General features: G+C 69.6%; 14 protein-coding genes. 10 read left to right on the top strand and 4 right to left on the bottom strand.

The features are described from left to right. The first annotated feature begins 108 nt into the window (after positions 1 to 108). Together AB0N89_RS26665 and AB0N89_RS26660 are read left to right on the top strand one after the other, a co-directional pair. Entirely contained in the window at positions 109 to 750 is a 642-nt protein-coding gene (locus tag AB0N89_RS26665) for a TetR/AcrR family transcriptional regulator (RefSeq protein WP_364209350.1), read from the top strand. Between the two features lie 112 nt (positions 751 to 862). After that, on the top strand, positions 863 to 2,218 hold the full coding sequence (locus AB0N89_RS26660) for an MFS transporter (protein ID WP_364209512.1): 1,356 nt from the start codon (positions 863 to 865) through the stop codon (positions 2,216 to 2,218). On the opposite strand, the gene AB0N89_RS26655 is transcribed toward AB0N89_RS26660, so the two are convergent. Further along, positions 2,116 to 2,682, bottom strand: coding sequence for a TetR family transcriptional regulator (locus AB0N89_RS26655; RefSeq protein ID WP_364209347.1), 567 nt, complete (start codon positions 2,680 to 2,682; stop codon positions 2,116 to 2,118). The genes AB0N89_RS26660 and AB0N89_RS26655 overlap by 103 nt on opposite strands. Before the next feature lie 80 nt (positions 2,683 to 2,762). On the opposite strand from AB0N89_RS26655, the gene AB0N89_RS26650 reads away from it, so the two are divergent. Next, complete coding sequence (locus tag AB0N89_RS26650) at positions 2,763 to 3,674, top strand: SDR family NAD(P)-dependent oxidoreductase (protein WP_364209344.1); 912 nt, start codon at positions 2,763 to 2,765, stop codon at positions 3,672 to 3,674. On the opposite strand, the gene AB0N89_RS26645 is transcribed toward AB0N89_RS26650, so the two are convergent. Together AB0N89_RS26645 and AB0N89_RS26640 are read right to left on the bottom strand one after the other, a co-directional pair. Next, a complete protein-coding gene (locus AB0N89_RS26645) occupies positions 3,664 to 5,067 on the bottom strand; it encodes a PepSY domain-containing protein (RefSeq protein WP_364209341.1) in 1,404 nt (467 codons plus the stop codon). The two genes, AB0N89_RS26650 and AB0N89_RS26645, sit on opposite strands and share 11 nt — an antisense overlap. 114 nt (positions 5,068 to 5,181) lie before the next feature. After that, on the bottom strand, positions 5,182 to 5,727 hold the full coding sequence (locus AB0N89_RS26640) for a hypothetical protein (RefSeq protein WP_364209338.1): 546 nt from the start codon (positions 5,725 to 5,727) through the stop codon (positions 5,182 to 5,184). Positions 5,728 to 5,786: 59 nt separating this feature from the next. Here AB0N89_RS26640 and AB0N89_RS26635 point away from each other — a divergent pair, with 59 nt between their 5' ends. The 6 genes from AB0N89_RS26635 to AB0N89_RS26610 all read left to right on the top strand — a co-directional run bounded on the left by AB0N89_RS26635 (position 5,787) and on the right by AB0N89_RS26610 (position 13,129). Next, positions 5,787 to 6,989 carry an MFS transporter gene (locus tag AB0N89_RS26635; RefSeq protein ID WP_364209335.1) on the top strand — a complete coding sequence of 401 codons (1,203 nt, stop codon included), beginning with the start codon at positions 5,787 to 5,789 and terminating at the stop codon, positions 6,987 to 6,989. A gap of 32 nt (positions 6,990 to 7,021) precedes the next feature. Next, positions 7,022 to 8,023 carry a LacI family DNA-binding transcriptional regulator gene (locus AB0N89_RS26630; protein WP_364209332.1) on the top strand — a complete coding sequence of 334 codons (1,002 nt, stop codon included), beginning with the start codon at positions 7,022 to 7,024 and terminating at the stop codon, positions 8,021 to 8,023. A 271-nt stretch (positions 8,024 to 8,294) separates the two neighbouring features. Then, the gene (locus AB0N89_RS26625; protein ID WP_364209329.1) at positions 8,295 to 9,674 is read left to right on the top strand and encodes an extracellular solute-binding protein; all 1,380 of its coding nucleotides are present in this window, start codon (positions 8,295 to 8,297) and stop codon (positions 9,672 to 9,674) included. Then, positions 9,652 to 10,626, top strand: coding sequence for a sugar ABC transporter permease (locus tag AB0N89_RS26620; RefSeq protein ID WP_364209326.1), 975 nt, complete (start codon positions 9,652 to 9,654; stop codon positions 10,624 to 10,626). The genes AB0N89_RS26625 and AB0N89_RS26620 overlap by 23 nt, the downstream gene beginning before the upstream one ends. Further along, positions 10,623 to 11,492 (top strand): carbohydrate ABC transporter permease, encoded by an 870-nt coding sequence (locus tag AB0N89_RS26615; protein WP_364209323.1) that lies wholly within the window; start codon positions 10,623 to 10,625, stop codon positions 11,490 to 11,492. The genes AB0N89_RS26620 and AB0N89_RS26615 overlap by 4 nt, the downstream gene beginning before the upstream one ends. Before the next feature lie 38 nt (positions 11,493 to 11,530). Further along, positions 11,531 to 13,129, top strand: a complete 1,599-nt coding sequence (locus AB0N89_RS26610; protein WP_364209320.1) for a glycoside hydrolase family 13 protein — start codon at positions 11,531 to 11,533, stop codon at positions 13,127 to 13,129. Here the strand turns inward: AB0N89_RS26610 and AB0N89_RS26605 are convergent, their stop codons facing one another. Beyond that, positions 13,130 to 14,695: a BTAD domain-containing putative transcriptional regulator gene (locus AB0N89_RS26605; RefSeq protein WP_364209317.1), complete on the bottom strand. Its 1,566-nt coding sequence runs from the start codon at positions 14,693 to 14,695 to the stop codon at positions 13,130 to 13,132. 139 nt (positions 14,696 to 14,834) lie between these two features. Between AB0N89_RS26605 and AB0N89_RS26600 the strand changes: the two genes are divergently transcribed. Next, entirely contained in the window at positions 14,835 to 15,266 is a 432-nt protein-coding gene (locus tag AB0N89_RS26600) for an organic hydroperoxide resistance protein (RefSeq protein WP_364209314.1), read from the top strand. The last annotated feature ends 84 nt before the right edge of the window (positions 15,267 to 15,350 follow it).

The raw sequence follows: 15,350 nt of genomic DNA, 5'->3' as shown, positions 1-15,350 counted from the left end.
CCGAGGTTTTAATGTACGAACTAGTGAGTTCACTGTAGCGCGGACGAGCCGGAGCGAGAAGGGCTGCGCTAGAGTTGAGGCCTCCACCAGCGGTTCGAAGGGAGTCAGGTGGCCGCACCGTCGTCCGAGGTCGAGCGCCAGCGCGACAAGGAACGCACCCGCGCCGAAATCCTCGCGGTGGCCACCAGGGAGTTCGCCGACAAGGGGTACGCCGGCGCGAGGGTGGACGAGATCGCCGCTCGCACGAGCACCACGAAGCGGATGATCTACTACTACTTCGGCGGCAAGGAACAGCTCTACGTCGCCGCGCTGGAGCGGGCGTACGCCACGATCCGCTCCCTCGAACAGGATCTGGACGTCGACCACCTCGAACCCGAGGACGCGATCCGTCAGCTCGCCGAGCTCACCTTCGACCACCACGAGGCGAACCCGGACTTCATCCGGCTCGTGAGCATCGAGAACATCCACCACGGCGAGCACATCGCGCGATCGGAAGCCTTGTCCGGCATGGCGAACCCCGCCCTCGACGTGCTCACCCGCATCCTCGGCCGCGGCCGCGAGGCGGGCCGGTTCCGCGACGACGTCGACGCGCTCGACGTGCACATGGTGATCAGCTCGTTCTGCGTGTTCCGCCTCGCGAACCGGCACACCTTCTCCGCGATCTTCGGTCGCGACATGCTCGACCCCGCGCGCCGCGCCCACTATCGCCTGATGCTGGGCGACCTGGTGGTCGAGTACCTGACGGCCTGAAATCCCGGCTCTTGACATCTCGGGCACCGTCTCGCACGCTGTATTAACTAACTAGATCGTACATAAACTCAGGAGCGTCGACGTGGCCTCTCCCTCCCCTGTCACGCAAGGCATGCCCCGGAAGGCCGCACTGGCCGCCTGGATCGGCAGTGCCCTGGAGTACTACGACTTCTTCATCTACGGAACCGCCGCCGCACTGGTGTTCAACAAGGTCTTCTTCCCGTCCTCCTCCCCCGCCGCCGGGACGCTGCTCGCGCTGGCGACCTTCGGCGTCGGGTACCTCGCCCGTCCGGTCGGCGCGTTCGTGCTCGGGCACGTCGGCGACCGGCTCGGGCGCAAGAAGGTCCTGGTGTTCACGCTGCTGCTGATGGGCGCGACGACGTTCCTAGTCGGCTGCCTGCCGACATACGCCTCCGTCGGCGTGCTCGCGCCGGTCCTGCTGGTGATCCTTCGCCTGCTGCAAGGGCTTTCGGCCGCCGGAGAGCAGGCGGGCGCCAACTCGATGTCACTGGAGCACGCGCCCGCCCACCGGCGCGGCTACTACACGAGTTTCACCCTCAGCGGGACACAGGCGGGTCAGATCCTCGCCACCGCCGTCTTCCTGCCGATCGCCACACTCCCCCAGGATCAGTTGCTCACCTGGGGCTGGCGGATCCCGTTCTGGTGCAGTGCCGTCGTGGTGCTGGTCGGGTTCGTGATCCGCCGCAAGATCGACGAGACCCCGGTGTTCGAAAAGACCAGGTCCGACGTCGCCAAGCTGCCGGTCGCGGTGTTGTTCCGGACGCACTGGAAGGACGTGCTCCGCGTCATCGCCGCGGCCACGATCGCTTCCGTCAGCACGATCTTCACCGTCTACGCGCTGAGCTACGCGGTCAACACGGTCGGCCTGGACCGCGGGCCGATCCTGTGGGTCGGCGTGCTGGCCAACATCGCCGCACTGCTCGCGATCCCTTTCCTGGCAGGGCTTTCCGACCGGGTCGGCCGCAAGCCGGTGTTCATCGCGGGCTGTCTCGCCTGCGGCGCGCTGATCTTCCCGTACCTGTGGTCCATTTCGGACGGTTCGTACCCGCTGATCTTCGCCCTCGGCATCCTGCTGTTCGGCGTCGCCTACAGCGCCGTCAACGGGGTGTGGCCGTCGTTCTACGGCGAGATGTTCAGCGCCAAGGTCCGTCTCTCGGGGATGGCGATCGGCACGCAGATCGGGTTCGCCATCGCCGGATTCGCGCCGAGCGTGGTCGCCGCGATCGGTTCGGGCAAGGAAGACTGGTTCGGCGTCGCCGTCTTCACCGCCGCGGTCTGCCTGCTCAGCGCCGCGGCCGCGCTGACCGCGCGCGAGACGCACGACGTGCCGACCGAGGAACTAGGTCAGAATCCCGGCCAGCCTCGCGACAGGAACGCGAACGCGGCGTCCAGCGCGGCGGCGGGATCCGGCTCGGCCCCGGCCAAGTCCGGGATCTCCAGGACGTAGCGGGCCAGCAGCCGCACGGAGAAGTCGTCCTGACCGCTCTGTTCGGCGATGACCTTCGTGAGCGCGTCCTCGCAGCCCGTCCACAGTGTCCTGGCGTAGGCGCGCAGCGCCGGGGTGGCGATCACCAGCTCCGCGACCCGGCGTGAAAGCGGATCGGGATCCGGGTCGAACGGACCGCGGGTCGCGAGAAAGTCCCGCAACGCCCGCAGGATCGAAACCCCCTCGGCCCGGGCGCGGACCGCGGCGGCCAAGACCGCTTCACGTTCGTGCCCGTGGCCGAGGATCAGCGCTTCCTTACCGCCCGGGAAGTGGGCGAACAGCGTCGACACCGCCGTGTCCGCGGCGTCCGCGATCTCCGCGACGGTGACGTTGTCGAAGCCACGCTCAAGGAACAGCTCACGCGCCGCCCCCGAAAGGGCCTGACGGGTCGCCGCTTTCTTGCGTTCGCGCCTGCCCTGCTCCATGCGAGCCATCTTACGTCGAAGTCACTTCGAACTCATATCGGGTATACATTCGAAGTGATTCCGACTTTGAGGGGAACGGCATGAGCCACTGGGACGTCCATCACCTGCCACGCGCCGACGGCAAGACCTTCCTGGTCACCGGCGGCAACGCGGGGATCGGCTACTTCGCCGCCGAACAGCTGGCCGGGACCGGCGCCACCGTGCTTCTCGGCAGCCGGGACGCCGCCAAGGCCGACGCCGCGATGACGTCGATCCGGTCCCTGGTCCCGGACGCGAAACTCGCGCATCTGCCGCTCGATCTTTCCGATCTCTCGTCCGTCAAGTCCTCTGTGGACAGCCTGGAGGCCGGGCGGCTCGACGCCGTCGTCTGCAACGCGGGCGTGCTTTTGGAGAACCAACCGAGGCGCGAGACCGCCGAGGGCCACGAGCTGACGTTCGCCACCAACCATCTCGGGCATTTCGTGCTGGTGCACCACCTGATGCCGCTGCTCGAAGCGGCGGACGCCGGTCGCGTCGTCACCACGGGCAGCTTCGTGGGCAAGTCCGCGGAACTCGACCTGGACGATCTCCAGAGCAAGCGGGATCACCAGCCCAAACGGACTTACGCGCGCTCGAAGCTGGCGCAGATGTTGTTCGCCTTCGAGCTCGACAGGCGGCTGCGCGCGGCCGGGAGCACGGTCCTGAGCGTCGTCGACCACCCCGGCGGCGCGCTCGACTCCCTCACCCCGGCGCGTCCGGCGCACCCGGCGCCGGAGCGCCGGAAGTTTCCGGCCGGGCTTCTGCTGCAGGGCAAGGAAGCCGGGGCCTGGCCCGCCGTCCGGGCGGTGCTCGACCCCGCCGTCCGCGGCGGCGAGATGTACGGGCCGCGGGTGTTCGGCCTGCGCGGTGAACCCCGGCGGGAACCGGTCCGGGGGAAGCTGGCCGACACCGAGCTCGCCGCCCGGGTGTGGGCGGCGAGCGTCGGCCTCACCGGCGTCGAGGTCACCCAGTGACGTCGGAGGATTCCGCTTTGGCCCCGCGGCCGGACCGCAGGCCCACCAGGAGGTCGATCACCAGGAACGCCAGCAGGCTGATGCCGAACAGCGGCACGAACCAGCCGATCGCGGCGGCGAGGACGACGAGCCCGGCCACGAGGGCGGGAGGCGCCTTCCGCCATTGACCGCGCGGGATCGGCCGCCCGAAGGCCAGTCCGGTGGCCCGGGTCGGCCTGCGCTGCCACCACATCCGGTAGCCGAGCACGACCATCGTGACCAGACCGGCGCCGAGCAGGAGCAGCGCGATCTGGTTGGGCCAGCCGAAGAGCACGCCCATGTGCGCGTCGATCCCCCACCGGGCGAGCTTCGCCATCAGCGGGTAGTCGGCGAACCGCACCTCGCCCAGGATCTGCCCGGTGGTCCCGTCGACCGCGACGGCGTCGACCTGTGTCGGCCAGCCGCGTTCGACCTCCGCCACCTGCCAGGGAGCGCCGGGTTTCGTGGGCAGTCCGATCTCGACCGAAGCCGCGTCGAGCCCGGCGGCGCGCGCCGAGGCGAGCATCGCGTCCACGCTCTCGGGCCGCGCGGGCGCCGGAGCGTGGGCTTCCCCGTGCCCCGCGTGCCCAGCGTGTTCGTCCCCGCCGGTCACCTTCAACGCCGGGGTGGCCCAGCCGAGGGATTCGCGCAGCGCCGTGACGTTCTCACCCGCGTACGCCGACCACGTCAGCCCGGTCGCGGAGAGGAACAGCGCGCCGAGCAGCACCCACAGGCCGACGGATCCGTGACGGCGCACGGACTTCCCGCGTACGGACTCGGTCTTCGCCACCTTCTCCGCGTTCTCGTTCCGCCGGGCGCGACGACGGCTCACCCACAGCACGAGGCCGCCCAGCGCGACCACCCACAGCCAGGACGCGGCGAGTTCGCTGTAGAGCCGTCCCGGCTCGCCGAGCAGCAGGTTGCGGTGAAGCTGGTCGAGGGTGGTCCGGAACGGCAGGGCGCCGCTCGATCCGTACGCGACGAGATCGCCGCGCACCTGCGCGGTGGCCGGGTCGACGAAGACCGCGCGGCGCTCCGACTCGCCGAGTCCGGCCTCGGAGAACAGCACGCGGGTCGTGTCGCCCGGTTCGGCGGCGGGACGGACGGCGACCAGGTCACCGCCGGGTCGGACCGCTTGCGCCGCCTTGACCTGGTCGGCGAGCGAGACCTGGTTCAGGCCGACGGGTGCCCGTAGCTGGTCGGAGTAGATCCAGGACTCCATCTGAGGTGTCGCCGCGTACAGGACACCTGTGAGGGCGGCGATGAGGACGAACGGGCCGACGAGAACGCCGGCGTAGAAGTGGAGCCGGAGGAACAGTCCGCGCCAGCCGGACGCGCGCGGCGGACTGGAGGTCGGTTCGGTTTGCGTTGCCATGGGGGAACTCCTGAGGCGTCGGTGGGGAGGCGTGCGCCTGCGCCGCGCGCCGGAACGGTCACGGCGCGCGTGCTGAGCCCTGCCGCGACACGGGTCTCGGCAGGGTTTCGGGGATCAGGCGAACGACGCCGGCGGGCCGCGCCGCGAAAGGACGTCTCGCAGGAGCGCCTCGGTCGCGGGGAACTTCACCGCGAGCGGGACACGGATCCGCAGCGGTGCCGTCGCGGGCCGCGGCGTGAGGCGGCGCGGGAGGACCGACGCGATCAGCGTCAGGAGGGCGAACAGGACGCGCTCGGCGCCGGAGAGGGCCGCGACCACCACGAGGGTCGCGACGGCGTGCCCGGCCGCCATGGGCAGGCCGTTGCCCGGGGCTTCCGCGTGATGGGAGTGCGATTCCCAGGTCAGGAAGGTGAGGGAGGCGTGCATCGCCGCTTGCCCGCCCGCGACCAGGCAGAGGATGGCGAGAGGCCCGCGACGGCGGCCCGTGAACGCGTACGCGACCCAGCTCAGCAGCGCGACGAGCAGGACGACCACGCCGAGGTCGGGGACGCGCCCGCTGGTGCTGACGTGGGCGCCGGTCGCCAAGATCCCGGTCAGGACGCCCACGACCACGCCACGGAGGCGCCTGGCGGGGCCTCGGGTCGGGGTCGTCGTGCGCACGGGAGGCAGAGTAGAGCGCGACCGGCCGTTCTGTCGCGGGTCAGAAGAAGGGATTCGGCTTGAAGTACCACAACAGCCTGCCGTTCGTCCGGCTCTGGACCGGCAACACCGCTTCCGGGCTGGCGACCTGGGCGTTGCCGTTCATCCTCGGGCTGGCGGTGCTCGAACGGTCGCTTTCCGCCGTGGACCTCGGCATCGTCCTGGCCGCGCGCACCGTGGGATTCCTCGTGGCCGTCCCGGTGGCCGGGGTCCTCGCCGACCGGCACTCGCGCCGCCGGGTCGTGTTCTGGGCCGGTCTCATCGCGGGGCTCGCGACGCCGGTGATCGCGGCGGGCATGGGCCGGTCCGTCCTGCTGACGGCCGCCGCGGCCGCCGTCGTCGGGGTCGGGCAGGGCGCGTGCCGCCCGGCGTTCCAGGCGCTGACCGCCGAAGTGATCGCCGAAGACCGGCGTCAGCAGGCCAACGCCGCGATGACGCTGGCCGTGCGCGTCACGACCCTGGTCGCCCCCGGCCTGACAGCTTTGTTGTCCCAGATCGCCTCGACGCCGGTTTTGGTGATCGGCACCGGGGTGCTGTGGCTGGGCACCGCGTTGATCCCGCCGCGAGGCACGTTCGCCCCGGCGCCGGCCGCCGCGAGGACCCGCTTCTTCACCGAATTCGCCGACGGTCTGCGCGAAGCCCGCCGTCACCCGTGGTTCCTGGCCGGGCTCGGCGCCCTGACCGCCGTGATCGCGACCGGCTACTCCGCGACCGGTGTCGTGCTGCCGCTGGTCAGCCGCGACCGCTATGACACCGAAGCCGTCTTGGCGGGCGGGCTCACCGCGTACACGCTCGGCGCGCTTGCGGGTGCAGTCGTCATCGCGCGCTGGCGTCCGAAGCGGCAGGGCTGGGCGGCGCTGATCGGGCTCGGCTGGTACGGCTTCGCGCCCCTGAGCCTGCTGTTCCCGGTGCACCCTGCCCTGGTCATCGCCGCCTACGCCGTCGCGGGGCTGGGCATCGAGCTGTTCAACGTCCCGTGGTTCACCGCGACCCAGCGGGAAGTCGAACCGGGGAAGCTCGCGCGAGTGTCCTCTTTGGACTTCCTGTTCTCCTACGGCCTGGCGCCCGCGGGACTGGCGTTCATCGCGCCCGCGATCGACGCGTTCGGGGCGGCGCCGGTCCTGGCGGTGTGCGCGGTCGTCTGTTTCGCCGCACCGGCGGCCGCGGCGCTCGTTCCGTCTTCGCGCGACTTTCGGGTCACCGCACCGATCAAGAGTGTCTAGTTCTTGCGCTCGCTTGCGGTAAAGTTTCACCCATGACGCGTCGTCTTGCCGAAGTCGCCCGCAAGGTCGGGGTCAGCGAAGCCACGGTCAGCCGGGTGCTCAACGGCCGGTCCGGGGTTTCCGCCAGTACCCGGGCCGCCGTCCTCACCGCGCTGGACGTGATGGGCTACGAACGACCGACCCAGCTGCGCGGCGACCGCGCCCGCCTGGTCGGCCTGGTCCTCCCCGAACTCCAGAACCCCATCTTCCCCGCACTGGCCGAGATCATGGGCAACGCCCTCGCCCAGCAGGGCTTCACCCCGGTGCTGTGCACGCGGACGGCGGGCGGTGTCTCCGAGGCGGAGTACGTCGAACTGCTGCTCCAGCAACAGGTTTCCGGCGTGGTGTTCGCCGGCGGGCTGTACGCCCAGGCCGACGCGGTGCACTCCCACTACCACCATCTCGCCGAGCGCAACCTGCCGACGGTGCTGATCAACGCCGCCGTCGACCACCTCGGGCTGCCGCAGATCTCGTGCGACGACGCGGTCGCCGTCGAGCAGGTCGTCGGGCATCTGAGCTCGCTCGGCCACGAGAAGATCGGCCTCGTGCTCGGCCCGACCGATCACGTGCCGTCCCAGCGCAAACTCGAGGCGTTCCGCGCCTACGCGGGGAAACTCGGACTCCCGGTCCTGGACGAACTCGTCGAGCACGGCATGTTCTCCATCGAAGGCGGTCACGCGGCCGCGGCCCGGCTGTACCCGCGCGGAGCGACGGCCGTCCTGTGCGCGAGCGATCTCCTGGCCCTCGGCGCGATCCGCGCGGCACGGCGGCAGGGACTGTCGGTGCCGCAAGACATCTCGGTGGTCGGCTACGACGACTCGGCCCTGATGAACTGCACCGACCCGCCGCTCACCACGACCCGTCAGCCGATCGAGGCGATGGGCCGCGCCGTGGTGGAACTGCTGGTCAAGCGCATCAACGGCGGCGAGGTGGCGGCCGAGGAGCTGCTGTTCGCGCCCGAACTCGTCGTCCGGGGCTCCACCGCCCGCCGGTAGCCTGCCCCCGCACTCAGTCGACCACTTGCGGGGTCGGTCGACCTCCAGTTTGAACCGAAGGGGCCCTTTGCCGCATCCGCCGCGGCGAAGGGCCCCTTCGGCACGTCTGCCGCCTTCGCAAGCAGTCGACTGACTGCGGATGTGACCTACAGCGGTAGCCGCTGTCGCAAAGTTGCACGTTCTCATCGAGTTATTGCGTTAATCCGGGGCTTCACTTTAGAGTGACCGCAATCACGTGACAGCCGTCGCGATCCCGAGATGAGGCTTGAAGATGAGCAGCACTTGGTCCCCAACCGTGCGCCGCCGGATGTTCTGCCTGCTCGCCGCGGGCGGGCTCGTCCTGGGGGTGGCCGCCTGCGGCTCCGGCTCCGGTGAAAGCACCGGGACCGGGGGCAAGGTCAAGATCACCGTCACCGGCCAGCCCCCGACCAGCCAGCCGTTCGAGCGCAGCGTGTTCGACGCCGACGTCAAGGAGTTCGAGGAGAGCCACCCGGACATCGACATCGAGCCGCACGAAGGGTTCATGGACCCGAAGACGTTCTCCGCGAAGCTCGCCGGCGGTCAGCTCGAAGACGTCTACTACGTCTACTTCACCGACCCGGCGCAGATCATCGCGCGCCGTCAGGCCGCCGACATCACCGAAGCGGCGAAGAGCCTGAAGAATTTCGACGACATCAAGCCGGAACTTCTGGACAACTTCCGCGGTTCCGACGGCAAGCTCTACGGCCTGCCGACGATGAACTACAGCATGGGCCTGCTCTACAGCCGTCCTCTGTTCCAGAAGGCCGGGCTGGACCCGAACAAACCGCCGCAGACCTGGGACGAGGTCCGCGAAGCCGCGAAGAAGATCTCCGCGCTGGGCAACGGGACCGTCGGGTACGCCGACTACAGCAAGAACAACCAGGGCGGCTGGCATCTGACCGGCTGGCTCTACTCCATGGGCAGCGAGGTCGCGCGCAAGGACGGCGAGAAGTGGGTCGCCGCCTTCAACAACGACAAGGCCAAGGCCGCCTTGAACCAGCTTCGCGCCATGCGGTGGGACGACGACACCATGGGCAGCAAGCAGCTTCTCGAGGCCCAGGACGTCCAGCGGATGATGGGTGCGGGCCGGCTCGGCATGTACATGGCCGCCCCGGACAACGTGCTGGTGCTGGTCAAGCAGTTCAACGGCAAGTACGAGGACTACGGCGTCGCCGGGATGCCGGGCGGGCAGGGCACGCTGCTGGGCGGCGAGGGCTACATGATCAACCCGAAGGCCTCGCCGGAGAAGATCAAGGCGGGCCTGGAATGGGTCCGCTGGAAGTACCTCAACCCGGAGCGTTTCGAGAAGCACGTCCAGCAGTACGTCGAGGGCAAGCAGCCGGTCGGACTGCCGGCCGAGCCGACCCCGGACATCTGGCAGGGCGCCGTCCGCGATCAGCAGCTCGCACTGAAGACCAAGCACGCCAACGTTCCCGCCGAGAACTTCCAGTCCTATGTGGACGCCAGCTCGCGGATCAAGGGCAGCATCGAACCGCCGAACGCGCAGCAGGTGTACGCCATCCTCGACAGCGTGATGCAGGCGGTGCTCACCGATCGCGACGCGAACGTCGACCAGCAGCTGTCGTCGGCCGAGTCGAAGGTCAACGGTGTCCTCGCCCAGGTCAAGTAGCGTCCTCGACTGGCCCGCGACAGCGTCGTCGCGGGCCCGTCGCCCGGTCGCGTCCGCGGCCGACCGCCGCCGGACCCGCTTGCGCCGCAAGCTCAAGGAGAACCTCACCGCGTACGGGCTGCTGTGCGCCGCGCTCGTGGTGTTCGCGCTGTTCTCCTGGTACCCGATCGTGCGCGGAGTGCTGCTGAGCTTCCAGCAGGTCGACTTCGTCAACCCGCCGACGTGGGTCGGGTTCGACAACTTCACCCGCCTGTTCGAAGACCCGCTGTTCGGCGTCGCCTGGCGCAACACCCTGCTGTTCACCGGGCTCGCGCTGGTCTTCGGGTTCGTGGTGCCGTTCCTGACCGCGGTGCTGCTCAACGAACTGCGGCACGCCAAGGCGTTCTTCCGGCTCGCGGTCTACCTGCCGGTGATGCTGCCGCCGGTGGTCACCGCGCTGATGTGGAAATGGTTCTACGACCCGGGTTCCGGGCTGTTCAACTCCGCGCTCGGCGCCGTCGGCCTGCCCGGCGGCCAGTGGCTCGATTCGAGCGACACCTCGATGCTGTCGCTGGTGTTCGTCTCCACCTGGGCGAACATGGGCAGCACGACGCTGATCTACCTGGCCGCGCTCGGCACGATCCCCGGTGAGCTCTACGAAGCCGCGGAGCTCGACGGCGCCGGGCTGTGGAAGCGCCTGATCCACGTCACGCTGCCGCAGACGCGGTTCGTGCTGCTGGTGCTCCTGCTGCTGCAGGTCGTCGCGACGATGCAGGTGTTCACCGAACCGTACGTGATGACCGGCGGCGGACCGGACGACTCCACCGTCACCGTGCTCCTGCTCCTGTACCGCTACGCCTTCGTCTACAACGACTTCGGTTCGGCCAGCGCGTTGAGCCTGCTGCTGTTCGTCGCGCTCGGGGTGTTCTCCGCGCTGTACGTGCGCCTGACCAGGAAGGCGGATCAGTCATGAGGACGCTCGTCTCCCCCGGCACGCTGCGCAGTCCCGGCGGCAAGATCGGGTACGCCGTCGTCTTCGGCTGCACGCTGCTGCTGTTCGTCATCGCGTTCCTGTTCCCGCTGTACTGGGCGGTGACCGGCGCGATGAAGTCCCCGCAGGAACTGGCGCAGACACCGGCGACCTTTGTCCCGAGCGAGTGGCATCCGGAGACCTTCGCCGACGCCTGGGACCAGCTGAGTCTCGGCAAGTACTTCCTGAACACGATCGTCGTCGCCGGTGGCGCCTGGCTGGCCCAGCTCGCCATCGACGTCCCCGCGGCGTTCGCGTTGTCGAAGCTGCGGCCGAAATTCGGCAACGTCGTACTGGGACTCATGCTGGCGACGCTGATGCTCCCGGCCGCGGCGCTGCTGGTGCCCACCTACGTGACGATCACCGATCTGCCGCTGCTGAACGTCAACCTGATCAACTCACCGGCGGCGGTCTGGCTCCCCGCCGCCGCCAACGCGTTCAACATCTACCTGCTGAAACGGTTCTTCGACCAGATCCCCGACGAACTGATCGAAGCCGCGCGGCTCGACGGCGCCGGGCCGGTGCGCACGCTGTGGCGCATCATCCTGCCGATCTCGCGGCCGATCCTGGCCGTGGTCTCGATCCTCGCGGTGGTGGCCGCGTGGAAGGACTTCATCTGGCCGCTGCTGGTGTTCCCGGACACCGAAAAGCAGACGCTGTCGGTGATGCTGCAACGCGTCGCCATCGACATGCCGCTGAACGTGCTGGTCACCGGCATGGTGCTGGCCAGCCTGCCGATGGTGGCGCTGTTCCTGGCGTTCCAGCGGCACATCCTGGCCGGGCTCACCGCGGGCGGTCTCAAAGGCTGACTCTCGGGGTTTCCGCAAAACGATTGGGAGGGCATTTCGTGACCGCATTGGGGCAGTCCGCCGGATGGTGGCGGAGCGCGGCGATCTACCAGGTCTACATCCGCAGTTTCGCGGACGGGAACGGGGACGGTGTCGGTGACCTCGCCGGGGTCCGCGCGCGGCTGGACTACCTGGCCGAACTGGGGATCGACGCGATCTGGTTCACCCCGTGGTACCCGTCGCCGATGGACGACGGCGGCTACGACGTCGCCGACTTCCGGGAGATCGACCCGCTCTTCGGCACGCTCGCCGAGGCGGAGGACCTCATCGCCGCGGCCCACGCGAAGGGCATCCGCGTGATCATCGACATCGTGCCGAACCACTGCTCCGACGAGCACCAGTGGTTCAAGGACGCGCTCGCGTCGGAGCCGGGATCGCCCGAGCGGCAACGGTTCTGGTTCAGACCGGGCCGGGGGCCGGACGGCGCCGAGCCGCCGAACAACTGGAAGTCGCGCTTCGGCGGCTCGGCATGGACGCGGGTCCCGGACGGCGAGTGGTACCTGCACCTCTACAGCTCGCGCCAGCCGGACTTCAACTGGGACGACCAGGACATCCGCGCGGATTTCGAGGACGTGCTGCGGTTCTGGTTCGACCGCGGGGTCGACGGTTTCCGCATCGACGTCGCCGACGGGCTGGTGAAGGACCCGCGGCTGCCCGACGTCGATCCCGGCGACGAGACCCCGTTCTCCGATCAGGAGGGGCTGCACGAGATCTACCGGTCGTGGCGCAAGATCGCCGACAGCTACCCGGGAGACCGGGTGCTCGTCGGCGAGATGTGGCTGCCGGACATGTCGCGGGCCGCGCGGTATCTCCGCCGGGACGAGCTGCACGCGGCGTTCAACTTCGACTTCCTGGTGTGCCCATGGGATTCCGCGCGGTTCCGCGATGTCATCGAGCGGACGCTGGTGGCGCACGACGAGGTCGACGCGCCCGCGGCCTGGGTACTGTCGAACCACGACGTCACCCGGCACGTGACCCGGTACGGCCGCGAGGGCGACACCGGTTTCGCCTTCGCCGACCGGCTGCACGGCACCCCGGTCGACCGGGAACTGGGCACTCGCCGGGCGCGGGCGGCGGCGCTGCTGACCATGGCGCTGCCCGGCGGTCTGTATGTCTATCAAGGGGAAGAGCTCGGCCTGTGGGAGATCGAGGACATCCCCGGCGAACTCCGCCAGGATCCGGTGTGGGCCCGCACCAACGGCGCCGACCCCGGTCGTGACGGCTGCCGTGTCCCGCTCCCCTGGTCCGGTGACGCCCCGCCGTTCGGGTTCGGCACCGGGGGAACGTGGCTGCCCCAGCCCGCGGAATGGCGGTCGAGTACGGCGGCGGTACAGGCGGACGAACCGGCGTCGATGCTCCGGCTCTACCGTGCCGGTCTGCGCCTGCGGGACGAGCTTCCCGCGCTCGGCCCCGGCGGCCTGGAGTGGCTGTCACTGGGCGACGGCGTGCTCGCGTTCACGCGCGAGCCGGGGTTCACCTTCGTGCTGAACTGCTCGGACGCGCCGCTACCGCTGCCGCCGCATCGCGACGTGCTCATGGCCAGTGGCGCGATCGAGGACGAGCTCCCGACGGACACGGCGGTGTGGCTGCGCACCTGATCAGCGGCCGGTCGTGACCCGGCTGATCCGGCCGCGCATCCGTGCGCGGCCGGCCGGGTCACGCCACCGGAGGTGCCTGTCGAGCACCTCGCGGAGCACGCCGCCGAGGACGAGGCCGTCGGTGGCGGCTTCGACGCAGGGATGGTCGCGGAGCCAGTCGAACAGCTCCGACGATCGCCCACCCGGCAACACGGACCGGAGAAGGTCTTCGGTGGTGTGCTCCGCTTCCGCGCACACGTACAACGCCCATCGATGCGCCTCCGAGGGCGGATTCCCGGCCAGATGCGTGTACACGGTGTCGATCACGTAGCGCGCCGAGTCCGCTCGCGGTGACCTGCTGGTCTCGGCGGCCAGCGAGAGCGCGAACGGATTACCCGCCGCGAAGTCCACAATGGACTGCTTGACCACAGGATCGACGCCGCGCGCTTCGAGCAGCTCGGCGGACTCGGTGTCGCTCAAGGCTTCGAGCTTCCGGAGCCGGATCCTTCCCGACCAGGCCGGATCCACCAGCAGCGTCGCGTCCGGCCCTCTCCGGCTCGCGATCACGACGGTGCCGTCCTCGGGCGGCCGCCGGAGGACCGCGGCCGGATCGCCGGGTTCGTCGACCAGCCGGACGGGTTTGCCCATCGCGGCCGCGTCGTCGGCGAACTTCCGCAACAGCGTCGACTTCCCGATCCCGGGGGCGCCGGTGAAGAACAGCACGTCGACGCCCTTGGCCGGTTCCCTCGCGAGCAGTCGCCTGAACTCGGCGCGCTCGCGCTCACGCCCGACGAACAGCGAGTCCGAGGCCCGGGGAACGGCTGTCTGCTCTTCTTCGGCGCGAAGCACTTTCTCGTGCAGCGCCCGGAGTTTCGGCCCTGGCCGGACCCCGAGTTCTTCGTCGAAGAGGTCGTGGATCGCCCGGTAGAGTTCGAGCGCTTCGGCCCGGCGCCCACCTCGATGGAGGGCGAGAAGGTAGATCTCGTACAGCGGTTCTTCGAGGCGGTTCCGCTCGATGAGCACGGGCACCTCGGCCATCACCTCGTCGTGCTCCCCGAGTTCCAGGCGCAGCCGGAGCAGTTCCTGGGTGGCGGTCAGCTTCAGCCGCTCCAGCCGTGAGCGCTCGTGCTCGGCCGCCTCACCCGGGACGCCGGCGAGCGCCGTCCCGGTCCAGAGGCCGAGCGCCCGCTCCAGCTGCTTCGCCGCCGTCTCCACGGTGTGCGCCTGACGCGCGCTCTCGATCAGCCTGGCGAACTCGACCGCGTCCACTTCGAAGGGATCCGGGTCCAGCTGGTAGCCGCCGGACCGCGAGATGATCGCCGATCCGAGTCCCTGCAAGGAGAGAAGCCGCCGGAGGCGGGAGATGTAGGTGCGGATGACGGCCTCGCCGGTCACGGGCGCCCGCTCACCCCAGAGTCCGTCGATCAGCTCGCCGGTCCGGACGAAACTGCCCGCGTTGGCCAGCAACAGCATCAAGACGGCCTGCTGCTGCGGCGAGCCGAGGTCCAGCCGGGTGCCGCCGCTGGTGAAACCGGGCGGACCGAGCACGGTGAAGCGGTACCGGACTTCCTGCGGCACGGGCGACATGAGCCGAAAGGTAGGCGGGCTCCGGTGGCCGCCGCGACTGTCGGACGACGTCGTCGGCGTACGTCGCTCACCCATGACGTACAGGAATGACGTCGTGCGACGGTCGCCGAGGTCAGGGCACGATTCCTACGGTTGCGGCATGTCTGAAACCACGTACACCGCCGTCGCCACCTCGACCGCGGAAGGCCGCAACGGCGGCCGGGCGACCTCCGACGACGGCGCGCTCGACGTCGGCCTCGCCGTCCCGAAGGCCTTCGGCGGTTCCGGTGACGGCACGAACCCCGAGCAGCTGTTCGCCGCGGGCTGGGCGTCCTGCTTCGTCGGCGCCGTCCGCCGTGTCGCGGGTGCCAAGAAGGTGCCGCTGAACGACCTCGCTGTCGTCGCCGAGGTGACGCTGCACCACGACACCGACGCGGGCGAGTTCCACCTGAGCGCCGCGCTGCACCTGGAGGCCACCGGCATCGACCAGGCCACCGCCGACGAACTGGTGCGGGGCGCGCACCAGGTGTGCCCGTACTCGAAGGCGACGCGGGGGAACGTCGAGGTCACGTTGGACGCGACCGTCGCGTAAGGAGGGTGCCCTGCCGGGTGCCAAGTCCGTGAAGGCCTCCTTGAGGGACCCTGGGTCCCTCAAGGAGGCCTTCACGGACTGGTG

This window comes from Amycolatopsis sp. NPDC089917, from assembly GCF_040684635.1.
GTDB lineage: Bacteria > Actinomycetota > Actinomycetes > Mycobacteriales > Pseudonocardiaceae > Amycolatopsis.
The sequence above is the reverse complement of the archived record's forward strand: the minus strand, read 5'-3'. Positions and strand labels throughout refer to the sequence as shown.